The organism is Lentzea xinjiangensis (assembly GCF_900110955.1).
In the GTDB taxonomy this organism is placed as follows: Bacteria; Actinomycetota; Actinomycetes; order Mycobacteriales; family Pseudonocardiaceae; genus Lentzea; species Lentzea xinjiangensis.
In genome coordinates this window covers 248777-265625 of the sequence record NZ_FOFR01000011.1, presented here as the reverse complement: position 1 = coordinate 265625, position 16849 = coordinate 248777, and the positions used below count along the sequence as shown (strand labels likewise).

General features: G+C 71.9%; 18 protein-coding genes. 8 read left to right on the top strand and 10 right to left on the bottom strand.

The window, feature by feature from the left end; genetic code table 11:
- Positions 1–160: 160 nt before the first annotated feature.
- Complete coding sequence (locus BMW88_RS24090) at positions 161–565, bottom strand: hypothetical protein (RefSeq protein ID WP_143116214.1); 405 nt, start codon at positions 563–565, stop codon at positions 161–163.
- 303 nt (positions 566–868) lie between these two features.
- Between BMW88_RS24090 and BMW88_RS24085 the strand changes: the two genes are divergently transcribed.
- Positions 869–1543, top strand: a complete 675-nt coding sequence (locus BMW88_RS24085) for a LuxR C-terminal-related transcriptional regulator (protein WP_177221272.1) — start codon at positions 869–871, stop codon at positions 1541–1543.
- A gap of 60 nt (positions 1544–1603) precedes the next feature.
- Here BMW88_RS24085 and BMW88_RS24080 read toward each other — a convergent pair whose 3' ends face one another.
- Together BMW88_RS24080 and BMW88_RS24075 are read right to left on the bottom strand one after the other, a co-directional pair.
- A complete protein-coding gene (locus BMW88_RS24080) occupies positions 1604–2809 on the bottom strand; it encodes an amidohydrolase family protein (protein WP_218148183.1) in 1206 nt (401 codons plus the stop codon).
- A gap of 211 nt (positions 2810–3020) precedes the next feature.
- Positions 3021–3521, bottom strand: coding sequence for a winged helix-turn-helix transcriptional regulator (locus BMW88_RS24075; RefSeq protein WP_089954080.1), 501 nt, complete (start codon positions 3519–3521; stop codon positions 3021–3023).
- Positions 3522–3608: 87 nt separating this feature from the next.
- Between BMW88_RS24075 and BMW88_RS24070 the strand changes: the two genes are divergently transcribed.
- Both BMW88_RS24070 and BMW88_RS24065 read left to right on the top strand, forming a co-directional pair.
- Positions 3609–3932, top strand: a complete 324-nt coding sequence (locus BMW88_RS24070; protein WP_089954077.1) for a nuclear transport factor 2 family protein — start codon at positions 3609–3611, stop codon at positions 3930–3932.
- Between the two features lie 147 nt (positions 3933–4079).
- Positions 4080–7163, top strand: coding sequence for an AfsR/SARP family transcriptional regulator (locus tag BMW88_RS24065; RefSeq protein WP_089954074.1), 3084 nt, complete (start codon positions 4080–4082; stop codon positions 7161–7163).
- A 70-nt stretch (positions 7164–7233) separates the two neighbouring features.
- Here BMW88_RS24065 and BMW88_RS24060 read toward each other — a convergent pair whose 3' ends face one another.
- The 6 genes from BMW88_RS24060 to BMW88_RS24035 all read right to left on the bottom strand — a co-directional run bounded on the left by BMW88_RS24060 (position 7234) and on the right by BMW88_RS24035 (position 12293).
- Positions 7234–7662 carry a nuclear transport factor 2 family protein gene (locus tag BMW88_RS24060; RefSeq protein WP_089954072.1) on the bottom strand — a complete coding sequence of 143 codons (429 nt, stop codon included), beginning with the start codon at positions 7660–7662 and terminating at the stop codon, positions 7234–7236.
- Positions 7663–7746: 84 nt separating this feature from the next.
- Positions 7747–8091 carry a hypothetical protein gene (locus BMW88_RS24055; protein ID WP_089954069.1) on the bottom strand — a complete coding sequence of 115 codons (345 nt, stop codon included), beginning with the start codon at positions 8089–8091 and terminating at the stop codon, positions 7747–7749.
- A 110-nt stretch (positions 8092–8201) separates the two neighbouring features.
- Positions 8202–9902 carry an amidohydrolase gene (locus tag BMW88_RS24050; RefSeq protein WP_218148182.1) on the bottom strand — a complete coding sequence of 567 codons (1701 nt, stop codon included), beginning with the start codon at positions 9900–9902 and terminating at the stop codon, positions 8202–8204.
- Positions 9903–10116: 214 nt separating this feature from the next.
- Positions 10117–10344 (bottom strand): hypothetical protein, encoded by a 228-nt coding sequence (locus BMW88_RS24045; protein ID WP_089954064.1) that lies wholly within the window; start codon positions 10342–10344, stop codon positions 10117–10119.
- A 142-nt stretch (positions 10345–10486) separates the two neighbouring features.
- Positions 10487–11215 (bottom strand): SDR family NAD(P)-dependent oxidoreductase, encoded by a 729-nt coding sequence (locus BMW88_RS24040; protein ID WP_089954062.1) that lies wholly within the window; start codon positions 11213–11215, stop codon positions 10487–10489.
- 1 nt (position 11216) lies between these two features.
- Complete coding sequence (locus BMW88_RS24035) at positions 11217–12293, bottom strand: alkene reductase (protein ID WP_089954059.1); 1077 nt, start codon at positions 12291–12293, stop codon at positions 11217–11219.
- A 65-nt stretch (positions 12294–12358) separates the two neighbouring features.
- Between BMW88_RS24035 and BMW88_RS24030 the strand changes: the two genes are divergently transcribed.
- Together BMW88_RS24030 and BMW88_RS24025 are read left to right on the top strand one after the other, a co-directional pair.
- Entirely contained in the window at positions 12359–12697 is a 339-nt protein-coding gene (locus BMW88_RS24030) for a winged helix-turn-helix transcriptional regulator (protein WP_218148181.1), read from the top strand.
- A gap of 125 nt (positions 12698–12822) precedes the next feature.
- Positions 12823–13179: a winged helix-turn-helix transcriptional regulator gene (locus BMW88_RS24025; protein WP_177221271.1), complete on the top strand. Its 357-nt coding sequence runs from the start codon at positions 12823–12825 to the stop codon at positions 13177–13179.
- 50 nt (positions 13180–13229) lie between these two features.
- Here BMW88_RS24025 and BMW88_RS24020 read toward each other — a convergent pair whose 3' ends face one another.
- Complete coding sequence (locus tag BMW88_RS24020; protein WP_177221270.1) at positions 13230–13583, bottom strand: putative quinol monooxygenase; 354 nt, start codon at positions 13581–13583, stop codon at positions 13230–13232.
- A 380-nt stretch (positions 13584–13963) separates the two neighbouring features.
- Between BMW88_RS24020 and BMW88_RS24015 the strand changes: the two genes are divergently transcribed.
- The 3 genes from BMW88_RS24015 to BMW88_RS24005 all read left to right on the top strand — a co-directional run bounded on the left by BMW88_RS24015 (position 13964) and on the right by BMW88_RS24005 (position 16845).
- Positions 13964–14299: a winged helix-turn-helix transcriptional regulator gene (locus tag BMW88_RS24015; RefSeq protein ID WP_089954174.1), complete on the top strand. Its 336-nt coding sequence runs from the start codon at positions 13964–13966 to the stop codon at positions 14297–14299.
- Positions 14300–14731: 432 nt separating this feature from the next.
- Positions 14732–15403 (top strand): response regulator, encoded by a 672-nt coding sequence (locus tag BMW88_RS24010; RefSeq protein ID WP_089954052.1) that lies wholly within the window; start codon positions 14732–14734, stop codon positions 15401–15403.
- On the top strand, positions 15400–16845 hold the full coding sequence (locus tag BMW88_RS24005) for a sensor histidine kinase (protein WP_089954049.1): 1446 nt from the start codon (positions 15400–15402) through the stop codon (positions 16843–16845). The genes BMW88_RS24010 and BMW88_RS24005 overlap by 4 nt, the downstream gene beginning before the upstream one ends.
- Positions 16846–16849 lie beyond the last annotated feature (4 nt).

The following is a 16849-nucleotide window of genomic DNA, read 5'->3' as shown; positions in this document are numbered from 1 at the left end:
ATCGTTGTTGTTGTGCACCGCGGCGTAGAGCTCGGGGTGCGATCGCGACGCCCAGTTCTGCGGGTCCGTCAGGACCGGGACGTTCTCGATTCGACCGGGGTCGGTCTCGGGGGGCATGACCGCCTCGCCTCTCACGTCGGTGGCACCAGCCGGCCGCAGCTCAGCTGGTACCCATGTGCTTCTTCAGTTCGGCCTGGTGTTCCTCGTCGAGACGGGTGAAGTTCTCGATCGCCGCCACGATCGAGTTCTTCGTCTGCTCCAGCACCGCGCGGTACGCGGTCATGACGCTGACGAACGAGTACTGCTCACCTTCGGCCCGATGGGTGAACTTGTCGCGCATCTTGTCGCCCACCGGGTTCGCACCCAGCGGCGCCGGACGGGCGATGCTGCTGTTCGCACGCTCGATCCACGAGTCGACCTGGTCGATCTGGGCCTGGAACTGCTTGCGGAGCTCCTCGCCCGCGGCCGGGTCGAGCTGCACCTGACCCGAGCTGACGGTCTCCCGCAACGGGACAGCGCCTTCGTCCCCGACGTCTCTGCCACCGACGATGTACATGCGAACCATCGCCTCCCTGTAGTCGTTGCGGCGCTGCGATCTCCCGGCCGCCACCCAGCACACGGAAAGCGATCGGGAACAGTTCAACGCAGACGGTGTGACGAACGCCGCTGGTTCGTGCCCGAACTTCTGCGGCGTGACCGGAAGTGAACAGTCCAGAGCACCCGCGGCCACTGGCACCGGAACTAGACTGCCTCCAAGCGGACACCACTGTGACCTGCTCGTCCACGCCTGTCGACGCGACGTTGACAGGGTGTCGACGCGTGCCTGTTTGGCTGGCGGAGCACCGCAGCTGGACGAGAGGCCGTCACCGTGAGCACTTGCACCGTTTCCGAAGCACACCCGTACCGCAGCCACGACCGGGTCTCGGTCGCCGTGCACGTCCACGACCGCCGGGTCGCCGACGACCTGCTGCCCGCCCTGAACACGGCGCCGGAGCTCAGGATCGCCGCCCCCGCCGACAGCGCGGTCGCGGACGTCGCGCTGGTGCTCACCGAGCTCGTCACCGACACGGTGACCGACGCGCTCACCGCGCTGTCCGAACGCGCCACCAACCCGGCGCAGCGCACCGTGCTGATCGCCGGTCCCCTGCGGGAACGGCACCTGCCGCAGATCTTCGCCGCCGGCGTCGTGGCCATCCTGCCGAGGAAGGACGTCCTCCCCCGCCAGGTGGCCCACGCGCTCATCGCCGCCGCCCACGGCCGCGCCGTCCTGCCGGACAAGCTCACCCGGTGGCTCGCGGACGAGATCCGCTTCCTCCAGACGAACCTCCTCGCGAGCCAGGGGCTCGCCGCCGGCGGGCTCACCACCCGCGAGGTCGACGTGCTCAAGCTCGTCGCCCAGGGCGACGACACCGCTCAGATCGCCCGGCAGCTCAACTACTCCGAGCGCACGATCAAGAAGATCACGCAGGAGCTCATGAGCCGGTTGAAGCTCCGCAACCGCGCGCACGCGGTCTCCTACGCCCTCCGCGTGGGAGCCATCTGACCTCCGCGGGCAGCTCGCTGCTCCACGGCTGCCCACCGGAGCCAGGCCGCCGGACCGGCCTCACCGGACCCTGTGCCCCCTCCGGAACACGGCACGAACGTCGAGCAGGTGCCCCAGGTCCTCCACGGGATTGCCGCGCACGACGAGCAGGTCGGCCTCCGCCCCGGCGACCACCTCGCCCTTCCGCCCGGCGGCACCGCACAGCTTCGCGGCGTCCCGCGTCGCGGCGGTCAGCGCCTCCGCGGCCGGCCACCCGTACCCGGCCAGCTCCGCGAGTCCGTGGGGCAGGACGTCGTGCGGCTTGTGCGGCGCGATCCCCGCGTCGGTTCCCACGGTGACCCGCACCCCGTGCTGGCGCAGGCCACGCATCGCCGCCGCCTGCGCCGCCTTCATGGCCTCCAGGCGTTCCGCCTGCTCGGGGCTGTTGTTCCGCACCATCTCGGCCATCCCGGCCGGGTCGAACCCGAGGGTCGCGCTCACCACGACACCGCTGGCCGCGAGGGCCTCCAGCAACCCGGGTTGCGGCGCACCGCCGTGCCCGTCGAGGAACGTCGCGTGCTCGATCGAGTCCACCCCGGCGGACACGGCGTCTTCGATCGCCCGGACGCCGTGGGCGTGCGCTGCCACCGGGAGGCCCAGGCGGTGGGCCTCGTCGACCACGACGCGCAGGTGCTCCCTGGTGAACTGGGACTCGTGCGGCAGCGAGCCCGCGGTCATGGCACCACCGCTGGCCATGATCTTGACCACCGCGCAGCCCCTGGCGTGCCGCTCCCGGACGGCGGCGACCAGCGCCGCCGGATCAGCGGCGGTCTCACCACCGAGGAAGAAGCAGTGCCCTCCCGGCGTGGTGATGGGCGGTCCGGCGGCGAGCAGCTCCGGCCCCGCCAGCAGGTCCTCGGCCAGCTCGTCGCGCAGGTCGAGCGAGAGGTACTGGCGGTCCCCCAGGTCGCGGACCGTCGTCACACCGGCCTGCACGGCCCGGAACGCGGCTCGCCGCATCGACGCGTACAGCTCCGCGTCGGTGGCCTCGCGCACCGACCCCACCGGGTCCTGACCGGCGTCGAACGCCAGGTGCACGTGCGTGTCGACGAGCCCCGGCAGCAGGCACGAGTCCTGCCCCAGGCGGACCACGGGCATGCCCTCCGGCATCGTGGAGCCGACCTCCTCGATCACCCCGCCGCGCACCACGACGCTGACCGGGCCCTCCCGGAACTCGTTGCCGTCGAAGAGCTTCTCGCCGACGAGTGCGAAAGCACCACCGCTCACGCCACTGCCCCACTTCCCTCTGCGTCCCACCGAGCGGCCGCAAGCACGCCGCTCTTGATCAGTTCCGCCAGCGTGCCCCCGGTGACGCCGGCCCGACGGCTCATCCGGGCGTTCGTTCACCTGCGGGCACGAATCGCGGTACTCGCGAACAGGTCGCGCGCCGATCCACAGTGGACCGGGGGTGGAACCCGGTGCGGCAGCGGCGATCCGCTCACGGCCGCCGGGGCGGTGCGTCCGCGGAGTAGCGGTCGCGGAAAGCCGCGCTCGCGGCCGGACCGGCGGTGAAGACGAAGTCGTCGCCGTCGACCCGGCGGCCCGACCTGCGGTCGACGAGAACGGGCTCCGCCTCCTCCCCCGTCGCCGCGTCGACGAGGATCATGCTGCGCTCGGCCGGGGCGAGCCGGGCGTTGCCCCACGCCGCGAGCGCCACGATGACCGGCCGCAGGGACCGGCCGAGCTCGGTGAGCACGTACTCGTAGCGGACCGGGTTGTCCTGGTAGGGCTCCTTCGCCAGCAGCCCGTTCGCCACGAGCGACTTGAGCCTGCTGGTGAGCATGCTGGTGGAGATCCCCAGGTTCTCCTGGAACTGGTCGAACCGGCGGTAGCCGTCGAAGCAGTCGTGCAGGATCAGCAAGGTCCACCACTCACCCACGTACCCCAGCGCCGTGGACAACGGGCACTCGCGGTCCTCCAGTCGCATCTTCGCCGCCACGTGGCACCCCTCCCGAGTTACTGCTAAAGTCGAAGCTACTTACTTCGATTTTAGCAGTAACCTGCCGCAGAATGGTGGAGCACAGCCATGACCGACGCACCGAAGATCATCCAGCGGTACTTCGACCTTGCCCGGGGACAGGACAGGGAGGCGTACTTCGCCCTGTTCGCCGCGGACGCCCTCGTCGAGGACGAAGGCAGGGAGCACCGGGGGATCGACGCCATCCGCGCCTGGCGCGCCGAGGTCCCGCCCGTCACCTACACGATCACGGACGTCGAACCTGCCGCCCAGGGGGTCACCGTGACCTGCACGATCACCGGCGACTTCCCCGGGAGTCCCTTCGCCGGCCTGAAGCACCACTTCGAGGAGTTCGACGAGGACACCATCGAGGTTCTGCGCATCCGCCCGTGAACGGGCACCTCACGCCCGGTTGCCGGCAGCCACGCGGCACCTGCGCCGGCCAGGACTTCACGGCGCGATGCGAAGTGCGACCACGCGGTGTGCGCGCCCGGTTCCACATCGGACACGTCTCGATTGGCTCGCACTATCATCACGCGCATGTGGCCTCTTGTCCGATGCTCCACCGAAGAGGTCGCCGGAAGCAGGCCGGGGCTGGCCTTCACGGTGTTCGGCGTGGTGCGCGCCTGGCGGGACGGGACCGAGCTGGACGTCGGGTCACCGCAGCAGCGGCTCACCCTCGCCGTCCTCCTGCAGGCCGAAGGCCGGATGGTGCAGATACCCGAGATCATCCGCGCGATCTGGGGGGAGGACGCTCCCCCGGCGGCCAGGGGCACGGTGCGCACCTACGTCTACCGGCTGCGCAAGCTCCTGGACGAGGGCGCCGAGCCGGACGAGGCGGTGCTCCGCTCGGACGGGGTCGGTTACCGGTTGGTGCTCACCGAGGAGCAGCTCGACCTGAGCCGGTTCCTGGGTTCGGTCCGCTCCGCGGAGTCCGCCGTGGCCGCCGGCGAGCGCCGGCAGGCCGTGGCGATGTTGCGGGCGGCCGTGGAGGAGCTGAGGGAGGAGCCGCTGCTCGGCATCCCCGGCGAGTGGGCCGAGACGGAACGGCGCAGGCTCGGCAGGCTCGCCGTGCGGACCGTCGAGCTGCTGGCCGAGCAGCAGCTCGGTCTCGACGGCCGGATCGACGTGCTGGACCTGCTCACCGCGGTCGCGGAGGCGGAGCCCCTGCGCGAACGCGTCCATGAGCTGATGATGCTCGCGCTGTGCCGCGAAGGACGGCCCGCGGAGGCCCTCGCGGTGTACGAGAAGGTCCGCGCCGCGTTGCGCGAGGAACTCGGCGTCGACCCGGGTCTCGCGTTGCGCGAGCTGCACGCGCGGGTGCTGCGCGAGGATCCGGCGTTGTCCTCGCCGGCCGCGGTCGCGCACGACCACCCCGCGCCATCGGCGCGTCCGGCACCGATGCCGGCGGCGCTGACCGTGTTCGCCGGTCGTGAGGCGGAGCTGGCTGAGCTGAACGCGGTTCTGGCCGACCCGGCGGCGGTCAGGACGGTGGTCGTGCACGGCACCGCCGGGGTCGGCAAGACCACGTTCGTCGTCCAGTGGGCCGACCGGGTCGCCTCGCTGTTCCCCGACGGGCAGTTCTACGTCAACCTGCGCGGCTTCGAGTCCCAGGGCGCTGCCCGGGAACCCGACGAGGTGCTGCGCGAGCTGCTGGACGCGCTGGGAGTGCCTGCCGCCCACCGGCCCTCCGACCTCGACGGCCTGAGCAGGCTGTACCGCGGCGCCCTGACCGACCGGCGGCTGCTGCTCGTGCTCGACAACGCGCGGGACAGCCAGCAGGTGCTGCCCCTGCTGGCGGAGGCACCCGGCTGCGTCGTGGTGATCACCAGCAGGAGGGAGCTGACCGCGCTGGTCGCGTCGACGGGGGCGCACTCGGTCAAGCTGGGGCTGCTCGACACGGACGAGGCGGTGGCGTTGATGGCACTGCGCCTCGGCGACCGGCGGGTGCGCGACGAACTGCCCGCGGTGCGGGCCATCGCGACCGCGTGCGCCCACCTCCCCCTCGCCCTGGCCGTGGCGAGCGCCCGGATCGCGAGCAACCCCGACCTGCGGCTGTCGCACATCGCGCTCCAGCTCACCCGCGAGGACGAACCGGGCCTGGACTTCCTCTGCACCGACGACCCCCGCAGCGACGTCCGCTCGGTGCTGTCGTGGTCCTACCGCGCCCTGAGCCCGCAGGCCGCGCGGATGTTCACGCTGCTCGCCCTGCTACCGCTGAGCCGGACCACCACGGCCACGGCGGCGAGCCTGGCGGCGCTGCCGCTGGCGCGGACCGGCGCGGTGCTGCGGGAGCTGAGCACCCTCTGCCTGGTGAACGAGGGCCAGGCCTGCCAGTACACCTGGCACGACCTGCTGCGGGAGTACGCGGCCGAGCTGCTGGCGGACACCGTCGACGCCGGCGAGCAGCAGGCGGCGCGCCGGCGCCTGGTCGACCACTACCTCCTCCTCGCCCGCAACGCGTCCCTGCGGCTGAAGCCGACCGACGACCTGCCCGACCTGCCGTCCATCGCGCCCGGCGTGACCGAGCAGCCCGTCGACGACCTGAGGTCGGCGCTCGCCACGTTCACGACCGAGCACGGCACCTTGCTCGCGCTGGTCGACTCCGCCGCCGGGCGGGGCACCGAGTCGCGTTCCTGGCAGCTCGCCTGGTACCTGCGGCTCTACCTGGACTCGGCGTTCCTGTGGGAGGACATGGCGGCGATCAACCAGGTCGCCCTGCGCCGGGCGGAGGCGGCCGGCGACCTGCAAGGCGTCGGGTACACGCACAGGAGCCTCGCCCGCGCCGCCGCGATGCTCGACGACGCGGACGGGGCGGCCGCGCACCTCGACGCCGCCGTGGAGGCGTTCAGGGCGGCCGGCGCCCGCCGGGCGGAGGGCTACGCGCACGCGCAGGCGGCCAACTGGCTCATCTACACCGGCCGGGTCGAAGCCGGGCTCGAACGGGCGGAACTGGCGCGGGCGCTGTTCCAGGAGACGAACTCCCGCGAACAGGAGGAGGTCCTGCGGGAGGTCACCGCCTTCGCCCACATCAAGGCGGGGCGCTACCGCGACGTGGTCGCCACCCTGCGCGGCAGCCTGGCGCCGGACTACGACTCCGGCTCGATGATCGACCTGCTGCGCAAGATCGAGCACCTGTCGGCCGCCTACGAGGAGCTGGGCGAGTACCGGAAGTCCGCCGAGCTGCACGAGCTGTCGCTCAAGGTGATCCTGGAGATCACCGGCTCCGAGTGGGCGCGGTTCCCGTACGGGTTCGAGGAGAGGTTCACCGGGGTGAGCTTCCTGCTGGCCCGCACGCTCTACCTGGCCGGCGACGACGCCAGGGCGATGGCGGTCCAGCGGGAGGCGCTCAAGCGGCTCCACGAGCTGTTCGTCAAGCACCACCGGCCGGTGGCGTCCCAGCACCCGGACCGCGCCCGCGTCGGCGAAGCACTCGCGAACCTCGACGTCCTCGCCGGGAGCGAGCCGGACCACGCCTGGTTCGCGGCGAGCGTGGAGGTGGTCGAAGACCTCGCCGCCCTGATGGCGCCGACCGGCACCTTCCACTACCTCGTCGAACTGCGCAAGGGCAACCAGCTCCCGCTCGCCAAGGCGCGGGCTGCCCGCTGCTCGACCGGCGCCTGACGACCCCGCGCCGGCACGGGTGAGGATCCCGCCGAGGCGCGAAGGCACGCGGAACGGCGGCCACGGTCGATCAGTGCGAAGCGAAGTAGCTCGCCTCCACCACACCGCTCGTCCGCCGGGCCACCTCCGCGGAGAAGGCCAGGACCGCGTCCAGGGGACGGTGGTGGATCGCGGCCCGGGTCACCAGACCGCCGCTGTTCCTGGTGAGCACCGTGACGCCCCGCAGGACGGTCCCGCCCAGCGCCACCGCTTCCCACTCGAGGTACGTGCGGTCACCGTCGACGGTCTGGTGTTCGAACGTCAACGACTCGTAGATCCCGCTGGCCACCTCGAGGACGTGGGCGACCTGCCGCCGCCCGGTGATCGGGCGGCGCAGCACACTCGCCTCCAGGACGACGTCCTCGGCGAAGGCCGCGCCGAACGCGGCGGACGACTTCTCCGCGAAGGCGTCGGTCCAGTCGGACCGGTGGGCGTTCGAGGTCGTGCTCTCCTCAGCCACAACTGCTCCTGCTCGGGTCGATCACCAGATGGGCGACCACGGCGCTGGAGCGCCGCTCACGGTGAGCGGCGCTCCGGCGGTGGTTCAGAGCGCGCGGAACGCGCGCACTTCGTGGCTCGGGTAGCTGTGGAAGTTGTTCGCCGGCTCGACCAGCAGGAGCTGGGTGCAGCCCGCGTCGCCGTAGAGGGCGATCCGGCGGTCCGTGGCGTTGATGAGCGCCTTGGCGACGAAGGGCAGAGCCGTGCAAGCGGTGCCGGGGTCGGCGTAGGTCTTCGGCGTGGTGTTCGCCCAGACCGAGTCGTAGAAGCAGGCGAGCCCCGCACGGCAGGCCGCGGCTTGCGGCGAGGAGGCCGACGCTTGCGCCGCGCCCGGCGTGATGGCGAGCGCCGCAGCCAGAGCGGTGACCGCGGCGAGGACGTACTTGGTCATGACATGTCTCCTGACAGGTTGTGGCAGAACCTCATGACAGGTGGTGGGCGAACCTTTGTCGCAAGTGGACGAACCGCTGCCGCCGGGTGCTCTCGCCCCGGCGGTGCGCATCACGTCACCGGCGGCAACGGCGGCCCGGTGGTGCCGAGTTGCTCGGCGGCCACGATCTGGGGCACGGGCCAGGTGACGCCGGCGGGCGGCCACTGCTGGCCCGTCTTGGCGAGGAAGTCGGCGGGCGGCTGGTACAGGGGTGGCTGGGTGCCGTCCGGGATCAGGCTCGTCCAGGTCACCCCCGCCTTGCGCTCCTGGAACTCCCGCTTCATCCCGTCGAGCAGCGCGGGCTGGGTGATCAGGTCGACCGCTCCCGCCGCGAGGTAGCGGGCCGCGGAGAGCAGGCCCTGGTGCGCGATGTTCGTCGCCGCGGTCGCGGTGGCGCTCCAGTTGTGGTTGGGGAGGTTGGGCGGGAACGTCGTCGCGAGCAGCACCGCGGTCGGGGCCTGCCAGCTCACGTCCGCCGTGTCGGTGGCCAGGCCGCCCGTGTAGGAGGCGGCGGGCGGCGTCAGCGGCGCGATCGTCGTCGGCAACCCGGTGTCCTGCTTGCCCAGCGACTTCTGCAACTCCTTGGCCAGTGCCTGGTCCTCGGCCGTGAACGCGGGCGGACCGATCGTGAGCATGTTGTCGTACAACAGCTCCGCGCCGCTCTTGCTGGCGAGGAGGTTCCACGTGCCGGAGTGGAACCGGTGCACCAGCCGGGTCTGGCTGGCCTGCGCGGCGGCGTTCGCGCACTCCACGATCTTGTCGTAGAGCACCTTCGCGCGGGCGGGGCTGCCTTCGCGGACGAAGTACCAGATCGAGCACATGTCCGGCGTGACGTTCGGCGCGCCACCGCCGTTGATGATCGAGTAGTGGAACCGCCCCGACGGGGCGACGTTCTTCTCCCGCAGGTACTCGGACATGGTCGCCATCAGCAGCGCACCGTCGAGACCGCTGCGGTTGCCCAACGGCACGCCACCGTGCCCGGACGCACCGAGGAACGTGAAGGTGGCGGACATCAGCGCGCTGGTCGTGTTCCAGAACGGCACGGTCGTGTTGAAGGGGTGCCAGTCGAGGAAGGCGTCCAGTCCGTTGTAAACACCGGCTTTCACCGCGTACGCCTTGCCGACGAGCTGCTCTTCACCGGTCGATCCGAACAGCTTCACCGTCGCCTTCAGGCCGTGCGCTCGGATCGCCTGCGCGACCGCGATCGCCGCCGCGGTGGAACCCGCTCCCAGAGCGTTGTGGGCGTCACCGTGCCCCGGCCCGTACGTCGGACCGTAGGCGTCGTAGTTGTAGACCAGGGGATCGTGCCGGGCCACGCCGGCTTTCTGGGACAGGCCGGGCAAGGCGTCGTACTCGGCGTTGAACCCGATCACCGGGCCGCCGGACCCGTACGTCGCCACGAACGCCGCCGGGAGCCCGGCCGAGCCCCACTCGACGGTGAACCCGTTGGACCGCAGCAGCTCGGCGGTGGCCAGGGCCGAGTTCCACTCGCGCAGCGACAGCTCCGCGAACTGCCAGATCCGGTCGCTCAGACCGGTGATCGCCGAGCGGTTGGCGTTGATCCAGGCCAGTGCCGTGTCCTTGGCCGGGCTGCTCTTCGCGAGACCGCGCGGCGGCTGGTAGGAGGCGGCGGAGACGCCGGTGCGCTCGTCGTGCCCCAGAGTCGCCGCCAGGACGGGGTCCGCCATCAGGACCTGCGCCGTCGTGGCCGTCGCACCCAGCCCGAACATCCCGAGCAGGCGCCTGCGGCCGATCCCTTGTTCATTGGTCACAGCGAACAGTTACCTCTCCACGGGTTCGCCGGGACATGGCTTTCCCGGCGGTCGGCACTTTCCGGCCCGAATTGTCTGCACTCGCGCCCACGATCGGGCCGTGGTACCGCGTGTCCGGGTCGCCGGTGTCGTCGACGACGGGGACCGCCGGTGCCAGGAGTCGATCAGCGCGGTACGCCGCGGAGCCCGGTGCCGGACCATCCACAATGGACTGTCATGGCGGCGGGAAGCCGGAAGTCCCGACATCGGCCAGAAGCCGCGCGAGCAGCTCCGCGTGGAACGCGACGGCTTCCTCGTCCTCCCGCCTCACCGCGGCGTTCAGCTCGTCGAGCGCGACGCTCGCCGCGATCAGGCCGGTCACCCCCGCCGCGATCTCGTGGCGGCCGGCGCGGAGCATCCGGCCGCGCACCTGTTGCAGCAGTTCTTCCAGCGACGCAGTCATCGGTCCCGTCTCCCGTGTCCGTGCGCCAAGCTGACAACGCCGAGCCGCGGGCACCCGGCGTGATCGGCCAGGAGGGCCCCTGGGGGCGCGCAGTTCCGCCCCCACGGACCCGTTCCGGCCGTGGTCACCGGGGATCGCCCGGCTAGACCTGGTTCCGCCCGCCGTCGACGAACAGGTCCGAGCCGGTGACGTAGGCGGCGTCGTCGGAGGCCAGGAACAGCACCGCCGCGGCGACCTCCTCCGGCCGTCCCACCCGCGCCAGCGGGATGGCCGAGGCGTTCGTCCGCAGGTACTCGAGGACCTGCGGGTCGGTGCTGGTCTCGATGTAGCCCGGGCTCACCGCGTTCACGCGCACGCCCCGCTCACCCAGTTCGACGGCGAGGGTGCGGGCCAGCGCACGGGCGCCGGCCTTCGCCGCGGAGTACACGCCCAGGCCGGGCAGGCCCGCGGTGGCGCCGATGGAGGACATCAGCACCACCGAGGCGTGCTCGTTGAGCACCGGAGCCAGGGTCTGCACGGTGAGGTAGGGCGCGCGGAGGTTCTGCGCCAGCACCTCGTCCACGGTCTCCGGGCTGACCTGCCCGAACGGCGTGAACGTACCGCCTCCGGCGTTGGTGAAGAGCACGTCCAGCCCCCTCCCCCGCGCGCGCACCGCCGCCAGCAGCTCGGTCAGGTGCTCCGGGTCGCTCGCGTCGCCGCACACCCCGGTGGCCGCCGGACCCAGCTCGGCCACGACCTCGGCCAGCACGCCGGCGCGGCGGCCGGTGATCAGCACGTGCGCGCCCTCGGCGACGAAGCGGCGGGCCGTGGCCAGGCCGATGCCCGCCGTGCCGCCGGTGATGACCGCGGTGCGGTCCGCCAGCCTGCCCACCTCAGGCCGCCAGCAGCGGGTAGTCGAGGTAGCCCTGGTCGGTGCCACCGTAGAAGGTCGAGCTGTCCGCCTCGTTGTACGGGCCGCGCCGCGCGATGCGCTCGGCCAGGTCCGGGTTCGCGAGCCAGGCCGCGCCCAGCGCCACCACGTCCGCGCCCGCTGCCAGGCCGTCGGCGACCCGGTCGTGCGGTGCCTCCGGCTCGGCGACCCGGTGCGGGTTCAGCACCAGCACGCCCGGCCAGGACTTGCGCAGCATCGCGGTGAGGTCGCGGTGGCCAGGGGTCTCCGAGACGTCCAGGAACGCCAGGCCGTCCCCGGCCAGCTCGCCCAGCATCGCTTCGTAGAGCTCCTCGGTGTTGTGCTCGTTGATGCCCTGGATCGTGCTGGCGGGCGAGATCCGCAGCGAGGTCCGGTCCGCACCGGCGGCGCCGGCCATCGCCCGGACGGTCTCGACGATGAAGCGGATGCGGTTCTCCGTGCTGCCGCCCCACTCGTCGGTGCGCAGGTTCGTGTCCCGGCACAGGAACTGCTGCGGCAGGTAGCCGTTGGCGGCGTGCAGCTGCACGCCGTCGAAGCCCGCGGAGACCGCCAGCGCCGAGGCCACGGCGAACTCGCGGATCGTCTCCTGGATCTCCTCGGCGGTCATGGCCGCGGGCGCGGGGTGGTCCTTCATGCCGTCGGGGGTGAAGGTCTGGCCGGGTGCGGCCACCGCCGAGGGCGCGTGCCCGTCCAGCCCGCCCCGCATGCTCGGGTGCCCGGTGCGGCCGCCGTGGAAGAGCTGTAGGTGGATGGTGCCGCCGGCCTCGTGCACGGCGTCGGTGACCTGCTGCCAGCTCTGGGCCTGCGCGAGCGTGCCGATGCCGGGCGTGGTCGGGTAGGCCTTGCCGCGCAGGCTGATCTGGGTGGCCTCGGTGACGATCAGGCCCGCACCCGCGCGCTGGCGGTAGTACTCGGCGATCGAGGCGGTGGCCAGGCCGTCCTCGGTGGCGCGGCTGCGGGTCATCGGAGCCATGGCCAGACGGTTGGCGATGGTCGTGGCGCCGACTCGGAGCGGCGAGAAAGCGTTGATATCACTCATGGTTTCGAGCTTCCAGCGGAGGAGCTCACTTGCCAACGAGCCGGTAACCTACTTACTGTGGGTTAGTGACAATCTCTACTGAGGCAGACACCGGCGTCATCGACTCGGCCGGTTGCGAGGCCGCCGGCGGGATCATGGCCTTCGTCTCGCGGCGCTGGACCTCGGCGATCATGCTGGCCGGGGCGAGGGGCGCGCGGCGGTTCGGGGAGTACCGGCGGATGGTCGGCGGCATCTCCGGCCGCATGCTGTCGGTGCGCCTGGCCGAGCTCGAACAGCACGGCCTGGTGCACCGCGAGGTGGTGCCGAGCATGCCCGTGCAGGTCTTCTACCACCTGACCGATCGCGGGTGGAGCCTGATCGGCCCGGTCGACGCGATCACCCGGTGGGCGCACGAACAGGGCTGAGCGCCGGGGTGCGCGCCGGGGGCAGAGCCGGGCGGCCGAGTCCGGAGAGCGCTTCCCAGGGCGACGATCCGTGTCCGAAAGGGCATGGTCCGTGCAGTGAGCCAGCCGGCTGCCTACCGTCGCCGGTGAACGAAGCACTCGGGGAGCCCACCCCTCCACCGGACAACGAGGAGAGCTGCCACCGCATCCCGCGCTCGACCGACGTCCTCGGGGTCCGCTGGACCGGCCGGATCCTCATCGCCGCGGCCCGCGGCGCCCGCCGGTTCACGGAGTACCGCACCCTAGTGCCGGAGATCTCCGACATCCAGCTCACCTTGCGGCTCAAGCAGTTCCAGGTCCGCGGGCTCGTCGAACGCACCGTCGTCCCCAGCACCCCGGTGCAGAGCACCTACCGCCTGACAGCCGATGCCGAGCAGCTCATCCGCGCGATCCGGCCGGTGTCCGCCTGGAGCGGGCAGCACCTCGCCCCGGAAGAGGCCTGAGGCACCGTCCCGGCCTCCTCGTCGGGCAGCCGGGACGGTGCCGCCGGGCATCAGGCTTCGAAGGACCGCAACCAGGTCGTCTCGAAGTCGAGGTTCGCGAAGGTCTCGGTGCGGTAGTCCTGCAGCCCCGGGTTCTGCAGGTGCCCGAGGACGTCGGGACCGCTCGACCAGCGCCCGTAGAACACGTAGACGCCCGGTTCGCCGACGCTGGCGTGGATCGCGTAGTGCTCGCAGCCCGGCTCCGCCTGCGCCACGGGCAGGGTCAGCTCCGCCAGCCTGCGGACCCGATCGTGGTCCGCGCCCGGCTTCAAGCGCCCCACGGAGAGGACGCCGACCGGTCCGGCCGAGGCCAGGACCTCCGCCGGTGCCAGGCTGCTGGAACCGGCGTCTCCGGATTCGCTCATCATGAGTTCCTTTCGGTTGAAGGTGTTTCGCGCCACGCCGGTGGACCGGGAAGGCGCGCCGGCGGTGGTTCGGTCACGACGCGCGCCAGTGCTGGACGGTGTCGCGACAGGTGCGGGCAGCCCGGTGGTCGTTCCCGGCTTCTCCGGAGCGGTGGGCCACGGCGAACGCCGCCCGGCTCCTCCACCACCGCGTCGGTCCGGCCGGGCCGGTTCATCGTCGCCAGCGAATTGATCCCCGGCAAAGAGCGGAGAACTTGCTAACCATTTGCCAGCGACTACCGGCCGGCCTTTCCCGCGCTGCTGCGGACGAATTCGACGACTCGACCGGCAGTGGCGGTGTGCGCGACCGCTCCACCGCGGCGGGCCGCTACGGTGGGGGGATGACGGCGGATTCCTCCCGGGTGGAGCACGAGCGGGTCGAGGAGGTCCTCGACGTCGTCATCCGCCGGTGGTCCGGGACGATCCTGCGGGCCGGCGACCGCGGCGCCCGCCGCTTCGGCGAGTACCGCCTGGCGGTCGAGGGCATCTCCGACCGCGTGCTGTCCCGCCGGTTGAAGGAGCTGGAAGCCGCCGGGCTGCTCTCCCGCGAGGTCATCGCCTCGACGCCCGTGCAGATCCTCTACCGCCCCACCCCCGCCGGGCGGGAGCTGCTCGACGCCATGGAGCCCCTGTTCCGCTGGTGCGAGCGGCGCGCGGGAGGACAGGACCGGGGCTGATCGGCCGGACTGTCGCGGCCGGGGCGGTCAGGCGCCCGTCGGCAGGCTCCCGGCGGGATGCCCGGCGAACAGCAAGACCTCGGTCCGCTCGTCACCGATGGCCGAGGGCCGGCGCGGCCGGTTCCCCTGGCCCGAACAGGCACCCTGACCCGCGCGCCGCCCGGCCGCCGATCCTCAGCCGGCCCGAGTATCGCGTGGGCGAACACCGTTGCTCCCCTTCGCGTGGACCTCCCCGATCCGGAGCCGGGGCGTCGCCGACGGCCGAACAGGAGGTGGCAGCGCTGCTCCCCCTGGCAGTGCCGCCACCTCCTCCCCCGGCGTGGACCCCCCTCGTCCACGCCGCAGAGCTTGCCAGGGTGAACCTGAAGGGACGCTGAAAGATCCTGAACCGGATTTCAGGACTGTTCATGATCGATGCGGCACGCTGGCCACATGCGCGTGCTCGTGGTGGAGGATGACCCCCGTCTCGCCGACCTGCTCGCCCGCGGCCTGACCGCCGAGGGGTTCGCCGTCGACGTGGAGCGCACCGGCACGGACGGGCTGTGGCGGGCGAGGGAGCACGCCTACGACGTGATCGTCCTGGACATCATGCTGCCGGGGCTCAACGGCTACCGGGTCTGCGCGGAGCTGCGGGAGGCGGGCGTGTGGACGCCGATCCTCATGCTCACCGCGAAGGACGGCGAGTTCGACGAGGCCGAGGGCCTGGACACCGGCGCGGACGACTACCTGACCAAACCGTTCTCCTACGTGGTGCTGGTGGCCCGGCTCAGGGCGCTGGCCCGGCGCTCGCGCACCGCCCAGCCGGTGCTGCTGCGAGCCGGCGACCTGGTGCTCGACCCGGTCAGCCGGGAGTGCCACCGGGGCAGCACGCGGATCGACCTGAAGGCGAAGGAGTTCTCGGTGCTGAGCTTCCTCCTCAGGCACACCAACGAGGTCGTCACCAAGTCGGAGATCATCGACGGGGTGTGGGACGCGGCGCAGGACCCGGACCCCAACCTCGTCGAGGTCTACATCAGCGCCCTCCGCCGCAAGATCGACACACCGTTCGACCGGCGGAGCATCACCACCGTGCGAGGCGTCGGCTACCGGTTGGTGGACCGATGAAGTCCTTGCAGGTCAGGGTGACCGTTCTCGCCACGGTGGTGACCGCGGTGCTGATCGGCCTCATCGGGGCGCTGATGCTGGTGTCGGAACGCCAGCAGATCACCTCCCAGGCCGCGGACAGCTCGCGCCGGCACTTCGCCTGCGCGCCTTTGAACTGCGTCGAGCTGGACACGCAGAAGCCTGCCGCCACACCGGGAACGCACGTCTACTACGCCAGCACCGAGGTGCGGCCGGAACTGTCGCTGTGGCCGTTCACCGACCTGGACGAGACGCCGTACCTGTCGCTCGGAAGAGGACCGCAACGCAGCGACGAGGAGGCGCGGGCGACCGCTTCCGGGGCGCAGCTCCAGCTCAACAGGGTGACGATGACCCTGCTCACCGTCCTCACCTCGATCACCGCACTGGTGTCGGTCACCGTGCTGGCCGCGGCCAGCCGGGTGCTGCGCCCGGTGGAGACCATGCGCGCCGAGGTGGCCGAGATCAACGAGAACGACCTCACCCGGCGCGTGCGCGTGCCGTCCTCCGACAACGAGATCGCGCAGCTCGGCGCCACGCTGAACGAGACGCTCGACCGGGTGCACCGCACCGTCGAGGACACCCGCCGGTTCGTCGCGGACGCCTCGCACGAGCTGCGCAGCCCGCTGGCCGCGCTGAGGGCCGAGCTGGAGATCGCGTTGTCGCACCCGCACATGGCGGACTGGCCCACCGTCGTGAAAGCGGCGCTGGAGGACACCGAACGGTTGCAGGAGCTGACCACGGACCTGTTGCTGCTGGCCAGGTTGGACGCCGACGCACTGGACAAACAGGACACCGTCGACCTCAGCGCCGTGGTGCGGCGGGAAGTCTCCCGCCGGGGCACGGTCACCCTGCAGGCCGACGACCACGTGCTCGTCCCCGGACGGCGCGCCCAGCTCTCCCGGCTGCTCGGCAACCTGCTGGACAACGCCGAACGCCACGCGGGCACCGAGGTGGTCGTGCGCCTGCGCGGCGGGCCGTTCGCGACGCTCGAGGTCGTCGACGACGGCCCCGGCATCCCCGAAGCGGACCGGGAACGCGTCTTCGACCGGTTCACCCGGCTCGACGAGGCCCGCACCCGCGCCGCGGGCGGCGCCGGTCTGGGGCTCGCCATCGCCCGCCGCATCGCCACCAGGCACCACGGCACGCTCGAGGCCACCGACGCCGAAGGGTTCCGCGGGATCCGGTTCGTGGCAACGATCCCGACGGGCGTCCCGCACCCGAGGAAGGCCGCCGTCGCGGCGCGGCACCACCGCGTGGGCGACGACGTGTGGCAGTTCCTCAACGGTTCGATCCTCCCGGCGCACGGCCGCCTCCCCGAACCACGCCCGGCTGCCGGGCCGGAGCTGGAGTGGGACCTCATCTTCGGCGAGCACCAGCCGGTGACGCGCGCGACGACCCCGTCGCGGCCCGCTCCGAGGGGCTAGGGTG

What these genes read in the sequence shown, in the direction of transcription:
- BMW88_RS24090 (WP_143116214.1), bottom strand. Translation starts at nt 565, where the DNA reads ATGGTTCGCATGTACATCGTCGGTGGCAGAGACGTCGGGGACGAAGGC.
- BMW88_RS24070 (WP_089954077.1), top strand. Translation starts at nt 3,609, where the DNA reads ATGACCGACGCACCGAAGATCATCCAGCGGTACTTCGACCTTGCCCGG.
- BMW88_RS24065 (WP_089954074.1), top strand. Translation starts at nt 4,080, where the DNA reads ATGTGGCCTCTTGTCCGATGCTCCACCGAAGAGGTCGCCGGAAGCAGG.
- BMW88_RS24055 (WP_089954069.1), bottom strand. Translation starts at nt 8,091, where the DNA reads ATGACCAAGTACGTCCTCGCCGCGGTCACCGCTCTGGCTGCGGCGCTC.
- BMW88_RS24045 (WP_089954064.1), bottom strand. Translation starts at nt 10,344, where the DNA reads ATGACTGCGTCGCTGGAAGAACTGCTGCAACAGGTGCGCGGCCGGATG.
- BMW88_RS24035 (WP_089954059.1), bottom strand. Translation starts at nt 12,293, where the DNA reads ATGAGTGATATCAACGCTTTCTCGCCGCTCCGAGTCGGCGCCACGACC.
- BMW88_RS24020 (WP_177221270.1), bottom strand. Translation starts at nt 13,583, where the DNA reads ATGAGCGAATCCGGAGACGCCGGTTCCAGCAGCCTGGCACCGGCGGAG.
- BMW88_RS24015 (WP_089954174.1), top strand. Translation starts at nt 13,964, where the DNA reads ATGACGGCGGATTCCTCCCGGGTGGAGCACGAGCGGGTCGAGGAGGTC.
- BMW88_RS24010 (WP_089954052.1), top strand. Translation starts at nt 14,732, where the DNA reads ATGCGCGTGCTCGTGGTGGAGGATGACCCCCGTCTCGCCGACCTGCTC.
- BMW88_RS24005 (WP_089954049.1), top strand. Translation starts at nt 15,400, where the DNA reads ATGAAGTCCTTGCAGGTCAGGGTGACCGTTCTCGCCACGGTGGTGACC.